Origin of the sequence: Microcoleus sp. LAD1_D3 (assembly GCF_036702135.1) — a bacterium.
Classification (GTDB): domain Bacteria; phylum Cyanobacteriota; class Cyanobacteriia; order Cyanobacteriales; family Microcoleaceae; genus Microcoleus.
Window position 1 is genome coordinate 20798 of record NZ_JAUBSB010000011.1, and the last position, 15808, is coordinate 36605.

At 46.2% G+C, this 15808-nt stretch carries 14 protein-coding genes; 6 read left to right on the plus strand and 8 right to left on the minus strand.

The genetic code is table 11. From position 1 onward, the window contains the following. Positions 1-74: 74 nt before the first annotated feature. Both QUA74_RS08785 and QUA74_RS08790 read right to left on the minus strand, forming a co-directional pair. Complete coding sequence (locus QUA74_RS08785) at positions 75-2297, minus strand: PAS domain S-box protein (protein WP_333327079.1); 2223 nt, start codon at positions 2295-2297, stop codon at positions 75-77. Positions 2298-2718: 421 nt separating this feature from the next. Continuing rightward, positions 2719-4197, minus strand: a complete 1479-nt coding sequence (locus QUA74_RS08790; RefSeq protein ID WP_333327081.1) for a leucyl aminopeptidase — start codon at positions 4195-4197, stop codon at positions 2719-2721. Positions 4198-4535: 338 nt separating this feature from the next. On the opposite strand from QUA74_RS08790, the gene QUA74_RS08795 reads away from it, so the two are divergent. Beyond that, positions 4536-6737, plus strand: a complete 2202-nt coding sequence (locus QUA74_RS08795; RefSeq protein WP_333327083.1) for a transglycosylase SLT domain-containing protein — start codon at positions 4536-4538, stop codon at positions 6735-6737. Positions 6738-6965: 228 nt separating this feature from the next. Here the strand turns inward: QUA74_RS08795 and QUA74_RS08800 are convergent, their stop codons facing one another. After that, on the minus strand, positions 6966-7463 hold the full coding sequence (locus tag QUA74_RS08800) for a pentapeptide repeat-containing protein (protein WP_333327085.1): 498 nt from the start codon (positions 7461-7463) through the stop codon (positions 6966-6968). A gap of 109 nt (positions 7464-7572) precedes the next feature. Here QUA74_RS08800 and QUA74_RS08805 point away from each other — a divergent pair, with 109 nt between their 5' ends. Beyond that, a complete protein-coding gene (locus QUA74_RS08805; RefSeq protein WP_333327087.1) occupies positions 7573-7941 on the plus strand; it encodes a phage holin family protein in 369 nt (122 codons plus the stop codon). A gap of 4 nt (positions 7942-7945) precedes the next feature. Here the strand turns inward: QUA74_RS08805 and QUA74_RS08810 are convergent, their stop codons facing one another. Then, the gene (locus QUA74_RS08810) at positions 7946-8743 is read right to left on the minus strand and encodes a cobalamin biosynthesis protein (protein WP_333327089.1); all 798 of its coding nucleotides are present in this window, start codon (positions 8741-8743) and stop codon (positions 7946-7948) included. A gap of 120 nt (positions 8744-8863) precedes the next feature. On the opposite strand from QUA74_RS08810, the gene QUA74_RS08815 reads away from it, so the two are divergent. Beyond that, on the plus strand, positions 8864-9226 hold the full coding sequence (locus QUA74_RS08815) for a hypothetical protein (RefSeq protein ID WP_333327091.1): 363 nt from the start codon (positions 8864-8866) through the stop codon (positions 9224-9226). 68 nt (positions 9227-9294) lie between these two features. Here QUA74_RS08815 and QUA74_RS08820 read toward each other — a convergent pair whose 3' ends face one another. Continuing rightward, the gene (locus QUA74_RS08820) at positions 9295-9423 is read right to left on the minus strand and encodes a hypothetical protein (protein ID WP_333327093.1); all 129 of its coding nucleotides are present in this window, start codon (positions 9421-9423) and stop codon (positions 9295-9297) included. 172 nt (positions 9424-9595) lie between these two features. Here QUA74_RS08820 and QUA74_RS08825 point away from each other — a divergent pair, with 172 nt between their 5' ends. Continuing rightward, on the plus strand, positions 9596-9958 hold the full coding sequence (locus QUA74_RS08825) for a hypothetical protein (RefSeq protein WP_333327095.1): 363 nt from the start codon (positions 9596-9598) through the stop codon (positions 9956-9958). A gap of 8 nt (positions 9959-9966) precedes the next feature. On the opposite strand, the gene QUA74_RS08830 is transcribed toward QUA74_RS08825, so the two are convergent. Further along, positions 9967-10488, minus strand: a complete 522-nt coding sequence (locus tag QUA74_RS08830) for a GNAT family N-acetyltransferase (protein WP_333327097.1) — start codon at positions 10486-10488, stop codon at positions 9967-9969. A gap of 24 nt (positions 10489-10512) precedes the next feature. After that, positions 10513-11130, minus strand: a complete 618-nt coding sequence (locus QUA74_RS08835) for a helix-turn-helix domain-containing protein (RefSeq protein ID WP_333327099.1) — start codon at positions 11128-11130, stop codon at positions 10513-10515. Positions 11131-11517: 387 nt separating this feature from the next. Here QUA74_RS08835 and QUA74_RS08840 point away from each other — a divergent pair, with 387 nt between their 5' ends. Both QUA74_RS08840 and QUA74_RS08845 read left to right on the plus strand, forming a co-directional pair. Continuing rightward, a complete protein-coding gene (locus tag QUA74_RS08840; protein ID WP_333327101.1) occupies positions 11518-13113 on the plus strand; it encodes a pitrilysin family protein in 1596 nt (531 codons plus the stop codon). 228 nt (positions 13114-13341) lie between these two features. Beyond that, positions 13342-14823, plus strand: a complete 1482-nt coding sequence (locus QUA74_RS08845) for a pitrilysin family protein (protein WP_333327103.1) — start codon at positions 13342-13344, stop codon at positions 14821-14823. A 96-nt stretch (positions 14824-14919) separates the two neighbouring features. On the opposite strand, the gene QUA74_RS08850 is transcribed toward QUA74_RS08845, so the two are convergent. Continuing rightward, on the minus strand, positions 14920-15687 hold the full coding sequence (locus QUA74_RS08850; RefSeq protein WP_333327105.1) for a Uma2 family endonuclease: 768 nt from the start codon (positions 15685-15687) through the stop codon (positions 14920-14922). Positions 15688-15808 lie beyond the last annotated feature (121 nt).

Consider the following 15808-nt stretch of genomic DNA (forward strand, 5'->3'; position numbering starts at 1 on the left):
TTTTTACAGCCCACTTGACATTTTATAGTGATCGATAACTTCTGCCACAGTCTGGATACTTCCGTCGCACTAATTCATAAAGGAATCTCGATCGCAAATTCCGTACCTTCTCCTACGGTGGAACGGCAGCTCAAGGCTCCGGCGTGTTTTTCAGCGACAATTCGGTAACTGATGGCTAACCCTAAACCAGTGCCTTTTCCCATCGGTTTAGTCGTGAAAAATGGGTCAAATAATCGGCTACGCACGTCTTCTGTCATGCCGATCGCATTATCCGCAATGCGGATGCAAATACTATTTTCGTTCAGGGCTTCTGTGCGAATGCTGATAGTTGGTTTCCAATCGTCGCCGCCGACTGCCGCTCGCCTTTTTTGGTTGCAAGCATCTTCCAAGGCGTCAATACTGTTGCTAAGCAGATTCATAAATACCTGATTGAGCTGACCTGGGTAACATTCTATTAAAGGGAGTTGACCGTAATCTTTGATTACTGTTATTTCTGGATAGTCGCCTCTGGCTCGAAGTTTGTTGTGCAATATTAAGAGGGTATTATCTATGCCTTCGTGAAGGTTAATAGGTTTTTTTACCGAGTCGTCTAAACGCGAGAAGTTTCGCAAGCTCAGAACTATTTCGCGAATGCGATCGGCTCCCATTTTCATCGAAGATAATATTTTTAGTAAATCTTCTCTCAGAAATTCTAAATCGATATTGTTAATACATTCTTGAACTTCTACCACGGGCTGAGGATAGTGTTTTTGGTAAAGTTCCACAAGCTGCAACAAGTCTCTGATATATTGGCTGGCATAGGAAATATTGCCGTAGATAAAACTGACAGGGTTATTAATTTCGTGAGCTACTCCAGCTACCATTTGACCGAGACTTGACATTTTTTCGGTATGAATTAGGTGAGCTTGAGTTTCTCGGAGTTCTTTGAGAGCGATTTCTAGCTGCTGGGCTCTGTTGTTGGCGATCGCCTCGGAGAGCCGCAAAGCATCCTCCGCTGCTTTGCGCTCTGTCATATCAAAAATCGCACCGTTGAGGGATAAAACGTGACCTGCTGCGTTGAAAATGGCTTGACCTTTCTCTGCAACCCACCGCACATTTCCGTCGCAGTGAATCAGGCGATATTCGAGCGTGTAAGGTTGTTTTGTCTTAATAGCCTGAGCGATAATTTTATCGATATATTCCGCGTCCTGGGGATAAACTATACTCGGAAAAGCCTGCACCGGTTTTTGCATAAAGTTAGCTGCGGGATAGCCGGAAATAGCTTCTATGCCACTGCTGATAAAAGTTAAGCTCGATCGCCCAGCAGCACTGCACCTGTAAACCGCACCGGGAATGCTAGAAACTAATGACCTAAATTCTTCTTCCCTTTCTCGCAAAGCTGCCTCAATCCGCTTGCGTTCGCTAATGTCGCGAGCAAACGCGCACTGATATTCTTTGCCGTTAAATTCCAAATGGTCGATCGTAATTTCTACCGGAAAAATGCGACCGTACTTAGTGAGGTGGTGAACTTCAATATTAACCGAACCGCAGCGTTTTAAGACTTTCCAGTGCAAACTCCAAGCAGTTTGGGGAAAATCGGGATTGATGTCGTGCACGGTCATCGAGAGCAATTCAGCGGTAGAATATCCCAATGAAGAGCAAGCAGCGTCGTTGACGTACAAAAATTTACCGTCGGGCCCGATCCAGAATATCGCATCTGCCGATCGATCGATCGCAAACTGAGTCAGTTGCAACTTTTCCTCAACTCGGTGGCGATCGGCAATTTCTTTTTCTAACTGTTCGTTAAGCGAATTGATATCTAAAGCGCGATCGACAATAGTATCTGAAGGGGAAAATTTGAGTAAGGGTTTTGCCAATTCTCCTTTTTCGATATCATGCTGGTGATGGTTTTTTTCTACCTGTTTTAACGGCAGTTGTTGAAGATTTTCTTTGTGATTTAAACCAGAATCTGCAAGTGCTTTCGGCATGAGGGCGAGAGCGACTGCGGCTAAAAGCAAAGAAATCAAAGCACTTGCAGCTTTGAGAGTTACCGACAGCCAATATATGGAATGCCAAAGCGTCCAAACTTCCGTCAATTTAGCAGCGCCCCAGGCAAAAAAAACAACGGCAAACAGCCGGAAAATCTTGCGGTGAGAACCTTGGCGGGAAAAATAAACTAAAGAGAGGGCGATCGAGCAATAAGCCAGTGCCGTCAGCGAATCAAAAACAGCGTACAGTCGCAACTCCGGTACTGCGTTGCAACCGAGTGCGGAAGATACAGCAAGTGGTGAAAAAAAAATTGTTAATTGTTCTTGCATGAAGTTCAAGAAAAAAGTTATCTGTACCAATGCAAATCCGATCAAATCTAATTATTTGATTTTGGCTAGTGAAATATTTACATAATTATATACTTTTTTCATTTTTTATGAAACAGCTATTTTGTGAAGGAATGTCAAAACTGTCTCGGTTAGGCTTTGGGAGCGAAGCTTTCCCGAAGTATGAGCCATGCCGAGCGTCACGGCTCGCAACGCTTACAACGCTTACGTTGCTCCCTGTGACGGAATAGATAGGTTCGCCTACTGATTGCTTCAGAAACATTTAAATTGTTAATGATCACTATTAAATTTTCTTTTAGATTACTTAAGCAGTGAGCCAGGGGTTTTTAACCCCTAGCTCACAGATGGACTAGCAGACTTTTAAGGCAGAGAAAATCTCAATTTTTGCGCTGGAAATCCACAATTAAGCACCGCCGAGCGCCCAATGCACCAAAGTCCGAACTCCAAAACCGGTAGCCCCAGGGCCATTGTAGCCATTTTCTTTGTCAGTCCAAACCGGACCGGCAATATCTAAATGCGCCCATGCAGTATCCTTTACAAACTGCTTCAAAAATAGCGTCGCCGTAATCGAACCGCCGGGACGTGGGCCTGTGTTTTTCATGTCGGCGTGCAATGCTTTCAAGCCCTCAAAATACTTCTCTTCCATCGGCATCCGCCAAAATTTTTCGCCGGCTAATTCTGAGGCTGCGACAATTTCGGCGGCGACGCTATCTTGAGGACTCCACAAACCCGCGATATCGTCGCCTAAAGCAATTACGCAGGCCCCGGTTAGAGTTGCTAAATCGACAATTGCGTCAACTCCTAATTTATCAGCAAATACCAAAGCATCAGCCAGGGTTAAACGGCCTTCAGCGTCGGTATTGTTGACTTCAATTGTTTTGCCGTTGGAAGCTGTAAGGATGTCTCCAGGGCGCATGGCGCGGCCGCTGATCATATTTTCAGTGACGGCGCTGATAAAGTGAACTTCCACATCGGGTTTGATGTGTCCGATCGCCTTTGCCGCTCCCAAAGTAGCCGCAGCGCCGCCCATATCTATTTTCATCATTTCAATGCCACTGCCCGCACCTTTGATGTTCAAACCGCCGGAATCAAAGGTCAATCCTTTGCCCACAATGGCTATTTTGCGGCGCGGTTTTCCTTCTGGTTTGTAAGTTAAGTGGATGAATTTTGGTGGTAAATCAGATGCTAGGGCTACGCCGAGAAAGGCTCCCATGCCTAGTTTTTCGCAGTCTTCCCGCTCCAGTATTTCTAATTCTAAACCGCATTCTGCAGCCAGACTTTGAGCGGTTTCGGCCATTGTAATCGGGGTGACAAAATTTGCCGGTGCTGCGACTAATTCCCGTGCTAAAATGACTCCGGCAGTGATTTGGCGGGCGCGGGCGATCGCACTTTCGGTACCGGCAAAACCGAGCAAATGAATTTGTTCGAGTTGCGGGCTTTTGTCTTCCTGTTCCGATTTGAAACGGTTGTCTTGATGCAAGGAAAGTTCTACACCTTCGGCGATCGCACTGGCTGTAACATCCGGCGCGTTTTTCCATACAGGAAAGCTAATTCCGAGGGTTTTGCATTTCTCTTTTTTGGCTAACTTGGCGCAAACACCCGCAGCTTGCCGCACGGTGTCTAATTTTAAATCCTCTGTTTTGCCCAAACCGATGATCGCAATTTTGCGAATGGGATTATTGCCGCCGACACGGGTGATGGCGCTCGTGCCCGCTTTGCCCTTAAAATCTACTTCCAGTAGCAGCTCTTTCAAAGTGCCTGCAAGCTTTTCATCTAATTGTGCCAGCTCGCCGCCCAGTTCCAGGGCGTCCTCAAATAGACCAATTGCCAGGGCGTCTCCCGTCCAAACAGAGCGGGGCGTATCGGTGACTAGAAATTCCATGTTTTGATTTACACTTTAGATTTTAGATTTTTGATTGTACTTTGTACTTGGTGGTTTGTGGTTTTTCCTTGGTGCGGGGAAATAGATTGATCGCACAAATTCTTCGCTCCACATCGAAATAAATTCTGCTACTATATCAGCCAAGTCCGCCTGCGATTGGATCTTCCACCAATCTCAATCATCTGTTTGGGGGTCGGCTGTCCCTTTTTGCCCCACTCTTAACATTTATTTCTCGTTGAACAGGCATCCTGCCTCTGATGGCATGGAACACCCATCCTGCCTGTGATAGCTCTTGACAAACGATCGGTTCTCTATATCTTATTCTCTTAAATTTTCCCATGCTAAAACGACGCCGGGCCCGATTTTCTGTTTTAATCAGCGTTTCAGTTTGCGTTATTGCGATCGGCTCTTTGGTTGCTGCGATGAAATGGATGGGTTTGGGCTCATTCCAGAAGGCCGAGCAGCCCCTGGAGGCAGCGAATTCCGAATCGCAAGTCAAGATGTTGGTGTCGCTGTCACCGAGCGAGCGATCGGCAAAATTAGTTGAACTCGCAGCTACTCAGTCTGCAAGTACGAACCCGCAGCAGCAAATCTCCCCTCAAAGCCGCGCTCGCTACCTGCTTGCCAGCGATTTAATCCAGCAAGGAAATGCCGCCAAAGCATTAAACTTATTGGACAAATTAGAGCAAGAATATCCGCTTTTAGCTGCTCACATTGCCCTAAAAAGAGCGGAAGCCTACCAATTAAGCGGCGACAAAGGCAAAGCCCAAAAAGCTTGGCAGGAACTGCTCAAAAACTATCCGAGCGACCCCGTAGCAGCGGAAGCTTTATATGTTTTAGGCAAGTCAAAACCGGAATATTGGCAACAGGCAATTACTGAATTTCCTGGTCATCCTCGCAGCGTAGAAATTGCCCTCCGCAAGTTAAAAGAAAATCCCAATCAGCCGCCGTTGATGCTGCTCGTAGCAAAACACGGTCATTATGTCAAAGACTACGGGACAATTTTGGAACAACTGGTGCAGCGAAACAGCGCCACTTTAAAACCGGAAGATTGGGAAGAAATTGCCTTTGGCTATTGGGAAAAACAAGATTACGGCAAAGGAGCTATTGCTTACGGGAAAGCTCCCCGTAACGCCAAAAATGTTTACCGAAAAGCTCGCGGTTTGTGGCTCGCCGGAAAAATCCCGGAATCGAGAATTGCCTATCAAGAATTAGTGCGCGAGTTTCCCGATGCCGAAGATACTGGTTTGGGTTTAATTCGGCTATCGCGGCTGAGCGAACCGAAAGAAGCGATCGTTTTGCTCGATCGAGTTATTAGCAAATTCCCCAATTATGCCCCCGAAGCTTTGTTAGATAAATCCCAACTTCTCGACAAAGCACGCAGCGGTCAATCCGCCTCAGATACCCGCAAGTTGCTCTTGACAAAATACAATAATTCTGATAAAGCAGGCGAATTGCGGTGGACGATCGCCCAGCAGTTTGCCAAAGGCGGAGATTTAAAATCAGCTTGGCAGTGGGCGAGAGAATTAACCACCCACAATCCCGACAGCGAACAAGCTCCAGAAGCAGCATTTTGGGTCGGGAAATGGGCACAGCAACTCGGTCGGGAACAAGACGCTAAGACTGCATTTGACTACACGATCTTACGCTATCCAGAATCCTATTTTGCGTGGCGATCGGCTGTACTTCTTGGCTGGCCCGTCGGCGACTTTACCACAGTCCGAGATTTGTCTCCCAATGTAGTGCGGCCGCCTCAGCGCCCCGAACCAACGGCTGGTTCTCCTGCGTTAAAAGAACTCTATCAATTAGGTCAAGATAGAGATGCCTGGACGCTGTGGCAAATAGAATTTATCGACCGCGTAGAACCAAGTATTGCCGAACAGTTTACAGACGGTTTAATGCGAGTTGCAGTCGGAGACAATTTAGACGGTTTGTGGATGGTTGGTAGTTTGCGGCAGCGCGATAAACCAGATGATAGAACCCAATACCTCGAACTCAGACAGCAACCGATTTATTGGCAAGCACTTTATCCTTTTCCTTACTTAGAAACCATTGTCAAATGGTCGCAAGAACGCAAAATAAATCCAGTATTAGTAACAGCATTAATCCGGCAAGAATCGCGGTTTATGCCCGCCATCAAATCATCAGTTGGCGCCACCGGTTTAATGCAAGTAATGCCGGAAACAGCAGCTTGGGTTGCTGCTCAAATCAGCCTCAAAAAGTATTCATTGGAGAATGTGGACGACAACGTTAAACTCGGTACGTGGTATTTGGATCACACTCACGACGAGTACAAGAATAACTCGATGTTAGCTGTGGCGAGTTACAATGCCGGGCCGAATGCAGTAGCAGATTGGTTGAAGAGGTTTAGTTTTAGTGACCCGGATGCTTTTGCGGAAAAGATTCCCTTTCCTGAAACGAAAGGATACGTAAAATCGGTGTTTGAGAATTACTGGAATTATCTGCGGATTTACAATCCAGAAGTTAATCAGTTAATGAGTGAGCATTATGCCGCTGCTCAGAAAAAAGCAAAGCCTTAGTAAATTTGGTTTAGGCTGTCAGGAACGGGTCAGAGAACCCGTTCCACCAACAAATTTATTTGTTGTATTGATTGATTGTGGGGTGGGCTTCTAGCCCGGAACAGGCTCTCCGGGCCGTTCCAAAAACAAATTTATTTGTTGTATTTATTGATTGTGGGGTGAGCTTCTAGCCAGGAAAAGGCTCTCCGACCCGTTCCACAAATTGAAATTATGGGATTGTAAAATAAATCAGCGGCATCCCAACGAATCGCGAGTAGAAATCCCTGTTTGAGAATTAATACCGCTGGCTTTTGTACACAATTCTTTAACTTGTGATCCGTCCATAATTGCGTCAGTAAAATCAGCGCCGGTGATATCAACTCCGTCAAAAGTAGAACGAAGCAAAATTGTTTCGGCTAAAATTGCATCACTTAAATCGGCATTAGTAAATTTAACTTGATCTATCATTGCATTAGTTAAATTGGCGCCGTGCAAATTTGCCTGAGTCATCACCGAAGCGCTCATAATTGCTCCCCGCAAATCGGCATTAGAAAAATTAGTCAAGTCCATATTAGCGTTAGAAAACTCAGCCGCGCGCAGCATTTGACCAGAAAAATCACGTCTTGTCAGTTCGGCATTGCTAAAGGACAACGGCGGAGCGTAATATTTAGATTGAGCCTGGGCTGGCTGCGGCAGGATGAAGATAGTTAGCGCCAAAAGGAATGCTGCTAGTTGCCGGAGTTTCATAAGTCTGATATTCTCGCAAGGTGGGTATTTCGTAGTGTATCCCGAACTTTGGTCGATCGACTAAACAGGTACAATCTTAATTAATAGTGATGGAGATGGAAAAAAAGATATGGTAAGTTTTTTCTTAACTTGGATAGTAGCAGCGGTTTCGCTGATCATTACCGCTAACATTGTACCAGGTATTGCGGTGGTGAGCTTTCCGGCGGCGATGCTTGCTGCTGTTGTTATTGGATTGGTGAACGCGGTTGTCAGACCGATTCTTACATTGCTGACGCTGCCTTTGACCGTTATTACTTTAGGTTTGTTTTTATTCGTTGTGAATGCAATTTCGCTTTCGCTGGCTTCGTGGTTGGCGGGTGCGTTCAATATCGGCTTTGTGGTTGGCGGTTTTTGGCCGGCTTTGGTGGGCTCCATTGTGTTGTCATTCGTTTCTGGGTTGATTGGTCGATTTGTGAATGCCAATACTTTGTCTCAGTAATACATTATCCCAGATACTCGATCGGGGAAACTGCAACCGCTACTGTTACGGCAGAACCTACCCTAACCCCTCCTTGTGAAAGGGGGGGATTTTTGGTGCGAAATATTTGTTTAGGGACTAAAAGCCTTTCACGGGCGGGCAGGATGTCCACCCCACAAGCAGATTCACTCTTTGTGGAACAGGCATCTTGCCTGTTCTTAAGAATGCTACAAGATATCAGTTCGATCGCACAAAGTGCCGCAGCTTCTGCTACACTAGGCGTCCCGACTTGTTTGACTACAATATTTGAAGGATTGGGGACTTCTACGGAACTTAAAATGTCAGCCGCAAAAGTTTTTAACGGCCAATTTCGCTCTTGACAAAGTTCTAACAAGCCGACTTCACCTGCTTTAGTGTCTATTGTAGCAATACCTGCGATCGCACTTTCGGCTAAATGATAAGCACGGCATACTTGTTTAATCGCAGTTTCGATTAATTCTCGCCCTGTTCCGCGTTCACAACCTATCCCTACCCACAACACTCTCGGATGCCACTGAACCTTTGGCAAAGCAGATTCCGGCGAAAATCTTCTCTGGGTGAAACTAATCCAAATTCTGGCTTTGATAGTTGATAGATTTTCCCCATCCCAATACAAAGAATGTTTTTCTGGCAGACTGTTTTGCCACAAAGTAGAACCCACTTCTTGAATTACTTCTACAGTTTCCCCTCTAGCCATAGCCGCCGCCACTCCTGTCCAGTCACCTTCGCCCCGCCTCCAACCGCTGGGAATGTCTAGCATATCTAAAGTAAATTCATCGCTCATTATTCAGTTATCTATTCTGTAGTTTCACTGCAACCGCAATCTTAAAAAAAAATTAACACTCTGTTTACTGAAAATCTTGGTATAATTGTAGCGCAAACTACAACAAATCCAACATTTAAGATGGTAGAACTAAATCAGTTACTGTTAGAGTTTGAAAGCAACCTCAAATGGGAAGGAGTGACAAAAGAATGGATAGAGCGCCGGGAAAGTTGGGTTAGCGATGTGGCAGCATCAGTTAACCTGACATATCTAGCAAAATTGCTAGTTGAATTGGAATCTAACTTGCAGTGGGAATCGGTAGATATTCAGTGGCAAGAGCGTCGGGACCGTTGGGTAGAAGAATGTATGGGAGCATCGATTGTTCAAGAAGTATCAAGTTTATTGTTGGAACTTGAAACCAATACCAATTGGAAATCGGTGACCGATGAATGGCAGCAGAATCGCGAGAAATGGGTACAGGAAATGCACAAGTTTAAGGAGTAGTTTCGACGAGTAAGAGCCTGTAAATATGCGTTTTCAGGCTCTAAAATTTCCTAATGACTAAGGACTAATTATTCATCTTTCTGCAAAACCCCATTCAGAAAAATATCAGCGAGTCCTTCAGCCATTTCCTGCATTTGCTGCCGAGAAGCCTTCGGCTGCATAATCGTATTTTGACTGAAGCCCGCGACGGCAAACATTCCCACAAATACCTAAGCGACAATCTTCGGATTCATCTTTGAATAAACTTGTTTTTTCATCGCCGTTTCCAAATAAAGCCTCAGCCACATAGCTCATTATAAAAAACCAACAGTCTAAATCAATAAAATTTGTACAATCATAGCACAAACTGCAAACAAGACAAAATTTAATATGGTAGAACTAAACAAATTACTGTTAGAGTTTCAAGCCCACCTAAACGGGGATGCAGTGACGGAAGAATGGAAAGAACGTCGCAACTGTTGGATGAGCGAGGTGTCAGCCACAATGGACGAAAAACACCTAGCCAAATTGCTAGTTGAATTAGAATCAAATTTTCAGCGAGAAGCGGTACAAAGTCTCTGGAAAATGATCCGTGAAAGTTGGGTAGAAGAAGGTCATATAGCATCGACGCTTGAAGAAGTATCAAGTCTATTGCTGGAACTTGAAAGCAATACAACTTGGGAAGTAATGACGGATGAATGGTCGGCCAATCGAGAGAATTGGGTACAGCAAATGTACGAATTTATAGAGTAATAATTCACTTAATCAAAATCAACTTTCATGGTGAATGATGTCCCTCCTGTGCGGTTGATTGTCTCGCTTCCCTCAATGACTTTAAAGCCCGATCGCTCGTACAAATTCAGGGCCCGATTTGAGCTTCTGACACTCAGGGATAGCGATCGATAAGATGCTTTCGCTTCGGACAACAAACGAGCCAGCAACTGCGTTCCTACACCCTGATTTGTATATTCGGGAAGAACCGCGATCGCCAATTCCGGGATAGTATCGTCAATCCAGCCAAATCCCTTGTCATCCCCCGCAAACAAACGCAGCCACGCGGCTCCTACTGGCTGGCTGCCGTTCAATTCGATCGCTGCGAAGCCCAAATCGTTTGCACGTCCCCAATTTTGGACATATTTTGCAATTAAAGGATGATTCACGACAGCTTGCACCGTTGATTCACCTTCTTCTGCCACGTGCGCCGCTTCATACAGCATTTGCCAGAGAAAAGGCTCGTCTTCCTGCGTTAGCGGCCGAATAGAATAGTGCAAAATTTTGCCCATAACAACTTTTCCCTGTTGCCCTAATTATTCATCTTTCTGCAAAACCCCATTCAGAAAAATATCTGCGAGTCCTTCCGCCATTTCCTGCATTTCCTGCGGTGAAGCATTCGGCTCCATAATCGTATTTTGACTGAAACCTGCGACTGCAAACATTCCCAAAAATACCTGAGCGACAATCTTCGGATTCATCTTCCGATAAACTCCTTTTTCCATCGCCGTTTCAAAAAAAGCCTCAGCCACAGCGCTCATTTTTCCGATGACTTCCAACTGAATTCTGTCGCGCAAATCCGGGTGAAATTGCGCCTCCAAAAAACACACCCGCATCATGTCGCTATTCTCACGGATATTCAGCATCCGCCGCCGCATCACTTGAGCCACTGCTTTGTAACTGCCCATCTCGCTCAATTCTGTCAGCAAATCCGTCAGCAACTCCACCCATCCTTCCGTCGCCACCTCAATCAAAATAGCTTTTTTATTATCAAAATGCCGAAATAGCGTACCCTCCGCCACCCCCGCCGCCGCTGCTAAATCGCGAGTTGTCGTGCCGTCGTATCCGCTGCGGGCAAACAACCGCTGAGCGGCTTGTAAAATTCGCTTCTTGGTTTCTGTTTCCGAAGGAGGAGACTGATTAAAAATTCGCATGGCTTTGCAATCGGTAATTGGCGACTTAGATCTACGGGAGCGGGACTGAAAAACTAAATTATGTTAAGTTTTAAGTTGTGCGTGACTTTAATCTTAAACTGGAAGTGGCGCAACAGATCGCTTATGCCCCCAAAAATCTTTATGCTTAAAAAGCCTCTGTTGTTATTCGGCATAAACTTCTTGCCGTTTGACAATCTAAAATCTAAAATCTAAAATCGAATGACCCTTTTTGAGATTGGCTGTATCAGCTTAACATCTGCGGCGCAACAGATCGCTTATGCCTCCAAAAATCTTTATCCTTAGAAAAGAATCTCTGGCCACCGAGCACAAACATTTTTTGTTTGACAATCCAAAATCCAAAATCTAAAATCTAAAATCTAAAATCGAATGACCCCGCAGTTCCAAAAACCCCGTGAAGCGAAGCTATCCCGTAGGGAATCGCCCGTGAGCCAAACTCGATTCATTGCCTCCCTGCTGGCCGCTGTACTGCTGTGGTGGGGCATTTCTCCCGAAATCGCCCTCGCCCGCCCCAACCCCGCTAGTGGCTCCCAAGCAGTCTCTGTTCAACCGTCGCTCGATCGAGTAATCAGCCAAGTCAGCGAATTTAAGCTCGACAACGGCATGAAATTCATCGTACTCGAAAGGCCCAGAGCGCCCGTAGCATCGTTTCTGATTCACGCCGATGTCGGCGGCGCAAACGAACCCGACGGCCAAACAGGTGTCGCTCACTATCTCGAACATTTAGCCTTTAAAGGCACGCCAAAAATCGGCACTACCGACTATCAAGCCGAAAAGCCGCTGCTAGAAAAACAAGACCAACTCTTCGAGCAAATGCAAGCAGCGAAAGCCAGCGGCAAAACTGAAGAAGTCGCCACATTAAAAGCAGAATTTGACAAAGTTGAAGCCGAAGCTTCGCAATTTGTCAAGCGCAATGAACTGGGTAAAATAGTGGAACAAGCAGGCGGAGTGGGACTAAATGCCGCTACTTCCACCGACGCCACAATGTATTTTTACAGCCTCCCAGCTAATAAGTTAGAAATGTGGATGTCGCTGGAATCCGAGCGATTTCTAGAACCGGTATTTCGGGAATTTTACAAAGAAAAACAGGTAATTTTAGAAGAGCGCAGGCTGCGAACCGAGAATTCTCCGATCGGACAAATGGTTGAAGTTTTTGCCAACAAAGCTTTCTCTGTTCATCCCTACCGCCGCCCCGTAATTGGCTACACTGAAGACATTAAAAACCTCAGCCGCAGCGACGTGCAGAAGTTTTTCGAGACTCACTACGTCCCCAGCAAGCTGACTGTTGCGGTGGTAGGAGACGTGAAAGCTTCGGAGGTGAAGCGACTCGCTCAAATTTATTTCGGCCGTTACAAGGCGAAACCAGCGCCTCCAGAATTGCAACTTGTCGAACCTCCCCAAACGCAAACTAAGGAAGTGACGCTGCAATTAAAAACTCAACCTTGGTATTTGGAAGGATACCACCGGCCGGCGATGAATCATCCCGACAATGCGATTTATGAAATGATTGGTTCTTTGCTCAGCGATGGCCGCACTTCTCGGCTTTACAAATCTTTGGTAGAACAGCAGCAATTGGCGCTGGCTGCTCAAGGTTTCAGCGGTTATCCGGGGGAAAAGTATCCGAATTTGATGTTATTTTACGCTCAAACTGCTCCGGGTCGCACGGTTGATGAGGTGGCGGCAGCTTTGAGCAAGGAAATCGATCGCCTGAAAACTGAGCCGGTTTCTGCTTTGGAATTGGATCGCGTGAAAACTCAGGCGAGAGCCGATTTGTTGCGATCGCTCAATTCTAATATGGGCATGGCATTTTCCCTGGTGGACTATCAAGTGAAAACCGGTTCGTGGCGAAATTTGTTCAAGGAATTGGAGGCGATCGCGGCTGTTACTCCGGCTGACATTCAGCGTGTCTCTCAGGCAACTTTCCGCCCGGAAAATCGCACGATTGGTAAGCTTTTGTCGCTGTAAAGAAGTCAGTTGTCAGTTGTCAGTTGACTGTTGTCAGTTGTCAGTTGACTGTTGTCAGTTGACTGTTGACTATTGTCTGTTGTCAGTTGACTGTTGACTGTTGTCAGTTGTCAGTGGTGAGCTTTCCAGCGAACAGCCAACAGCGAACAGTCAACAGTCAACAGTTAACATTTGTCAGTCAACAGTCAACAGTCAACATTTGTCAGAATGTATAACTTAGGAGAAAGAATGAAAAGGACTAAATTGAGACTGAAAAAAGTAAAGTTATTTCTGCTGTCGCTTTGCTTTTTTACTGTTTCACTGGGCACGTTTAATTTGTTACCTTCCTTTGCGGCGGCACCGAAACACTACGACGAATTAACATTCCCGGCGGTGCCAGAAATTAAACTGCCTAAATATACTCGCTTCGAGCTAAAAAATGGCATCCGCGTGTATCTTATGGAAGACCGGGAACTCCCGTTAGTCGGGGGAACGGCACTATTTCGCACGGGCGAGCGCTTTGAACCTGCCGAGAAAATTGGATTGGGAGGATTGACGGGAGAAGTGATGCGAACTGGCGGCACGAGCCGGCATACGGCTGATGAACTAAATCAGTTGCTAGAACAGCGAGCAGCTTCGGTAGAAACGGGGATTGATGTTAGTTCGGGTACCGCTAATTTTAGTGCTTTAGCTGAAGATGTGGAACCCGTGTTTGACTTATTTGCGGAAGTGATTCGGGAGCCAATATTTGCTCAGGAAAAGTTAGATTTAGCGAAGAATCAAACTCAAGGTGCGATCGCCCGCCGCAATGACGATCCTAACGATATTACCGGCCGCGAGTTTGAAAAGTTAATTTATGGCGATCGCAGTCCTTACGCGCGCACGGTAGAATACAAAACCCTCGCCAATATTTCCCGCGACGATTTGGTGAGTTTCTACCAGAAATATTTCCATCCCAAGAATATGATTTTGGGTATTTCTGGGGACTTTGATACAGCTAAAATGCGATCGCTCATTGAGCAAAAATTCGGCAATTGGCAACCGAGTCAGAGTGCAGAAGTGCCTGCGCTACCAACGGTATCACCAGCAAAGGGCGGCGGCATATTTTTGGTAAATCAGCCGCAATTAAGTCAAAGTTACGTGCAAATGGGACATTTGGGCGGAATGCTCAGCAGTCCAGATTACGGTACTTTGGACGTGATGAACGGGGTTCTCAACGGTTTCGGTGGTCGTTTGTTTAATAACGTGCGATCGCGCCAAGGCTTAGCTTATTCAGTATATGCGGCTTGGAGTCCGAGATATGACTATCCGGGGGTGTTTGTCGCTGGAGGCCAAACGCGATCGGACGCAACAGTACCGTTTATCCAGGCGATTCGGGCAGAGATCGATCGTATCCGCACCGAACCAATTACCCCCGAAGAATTAGCTTTTGCTAAAGATTCCACCCTAAATTCTTTCATCTTCAAATTTGAAAATCCCACTCAAACTTTGTCGCGATTAATGCGCTACGAATACTACGGTTATCCCGAAGATTTCATTTTTCGTTACCGCCGCAGCATTGAAGCAGCAACAATTGCCGACGTGCAGCGCGTAGCCAAGACTTACTTGAAACCGGAGAATTTGGTAACATTAGTAGTGGGAAATACGGCAGCCATTCAACCGCCGTTATCGAGTTTGGGAACTTCGGTCAAAGTGCAATCTGTTGATATCACAATTCCCTCGGCGACTTAATTGGTAATAAGGACTAAAGTCATTACTAAAAACCATTTTAAGGTTCGTAGTAATGACTTTACTGCTCTCTTGTTGTGTCACAGACATCCCGCCCTTTCATGCCAGCCGATCGGGATCGACACCCAACTCCCGCAACTTTGCCGCCAATACCTCCGCCCGCTGGCGTTCCTGTTCTGCCCGCTGGCGTTCCTGTTCTGCCCGCAGCCGTTCCTGTTGGGCCTGTTCCGAACTCCACAGCAGCAAATTTCCAGCCTCATCCCACCAGCGCAGCCAATTCATAGTTTGTCCCAGCCGTTCCCCTGGCCAAATCCCCAGCCACAAATCCAACTCTGGAATCCGCACCCGTCCCTCAGCATCAGCGGTCTGGGCTGCATAACCACCATTTTGCAGATACCGCACTTCCAGCTTGGGCTCGTAGGGGTCGTAGGTAACATAGGTGGGCACTTGCAAAATCTGCTCGTAGAAGTAGAGCTTGCCATAGGGAGGAGTCGATCGCGCCGACAGTTCGGCGTAATCTTCGTTAGACAAAAACTCCATCACCACCCATACCGGCGCACCCTCCAGATTGGGCGTGTAACTGCGGCGAATGCTGCCCTCTGCGACTCGATGCACTTGCGGCGCGTAAAACCAATCCGGTGCTTTGACTACAGTCTGCTTATTTACTGTCGCTACCAGTCCAAAATTGGAACCGATTAGGGCGATCGGCTGAATGCGTCCAGCGGCTCCGAGAGCATCGGTGAGAGCGGCCGCAAGGGGTGGTTGTTGAATATTTTCCACAGGATCGTCGGGTAAAACAAAGTCGGCTGGTAAGCCTTCCCAGGTGACAGTTGGTGCTTGGGAACTCGATGGGATTTGAAGTACCATTAGTTTATACCATTTTATATTTTATATTTTATATTTTATATTTTATATTTTATATTTTATATTTTATATTTTATATTGGAAAAGAAGGTGTTTGTAGTGAGGATTAAAGTCCTTCTAAAAC

Excerpts from the sequence above, each read along its gene's own strand:
- QUA74_RS08785 (WP_333327079.1), bottom strand. The coding sequence starts at position 2,297 with ATGCAAGAACAATTAACAATTTTTTTTTCACCACTTGCTGTATCTTCC.
- QUA74_RS08790 (WP_333327081.1), bottom strand. The coding sequence starts at position 4,197 with ATGGAATTTCTAGTCACCGATACGCCCCGCTCTGTTTGGACGGGAGAC.
- QUA74_RS08795 (WP_333327083.1), top strand. The coding sequence starts at position 4,536 with ATGCTAAAACGACGCCGGGCCCGATTTTCTGTTTTAATCAGCGTTTCA.
- QUA74_RS08800 (WP_333327085.1), bottom strand. The coding sequence starts at position 7,463 with ATGAAACTCCGGCAACTAGCAGCATTCCTTTTGGCGCTAACTATCTTC.
- QUA74_RS08805 (WP_333327087.1), top strand. The coding sequence starts at position 7,573 with ATGGTAAGTTTTTTCTTAACTTGGATAGTAGCAGCGGTTTCGCTGATC.
- QUA74_RS08810 (WP_333327089.1), bottom strand. The coding sequence starts at position 8,743 with ATGAGCGATGAATTTACTTTAGATATGCTAGACATTCCCAGCGGTTGG.
- QUA74_RS08815 (WP_333327091.1), top strand. The coding sequence starts at position 8,864 with ATGGTAGAACTAAATCAGTTACTGTTAGAGTTTGAAAGCAACCTCAAA.
- QUA74_RS08820 (WP_333327093.1), bottom strand. The coding sequence starts at position 9,423 with ATGTTTGCCGTCGCGGGCTTCAGTCAAAATACGATTATGCAGCCGAAG.
- QUA74_RS08825 (WP_333327095.1), top strand. The coding sequence starts at position 9,596 with ATGGTAGAACTAAACAAATTACTGTTAGAGTTTCAAGCCCACCTAAAC.
- QUA74_RS08830 (WP_333327097.1), bottom strand. The coding sequence starts at position 10,488 with ATGGGCAAAATTTTGCACTATTCTATTCGGCCGCTAACGCAGGAAGAC.
- QUA74_RS08835 (WP_333327099.1), bottom strand. The coding sequence starts at position 11,130 with ATGCGAATTTTTAATCAGTCTCCTCCTTCGGAAACAGAAACCAAGAAG.
- QUA74_RS08840 (WP_333327101.1), top strand. The coding sequence starts at position 11,518 with ATGACCCCGCAGTTCCAAAAACCCCGTGAAGCGAAGCTATCCCGTAGG.
- QUA74_RS08845 (WP_333327103.1), top strand. The coding sequence starts at position 13,342 with ATGAAAAGGACTAAATTGAGACTGAAAAAAGTAAAGTTATTTCTGCTG.
- QUA74_RS08850 (WP_333327105.1), bottom strand. The coding sequence starts at position 15,687 with ATGGTACTTCAAATCCCATCGAGTTCCCAAGCACCAACTGTCACCTGG.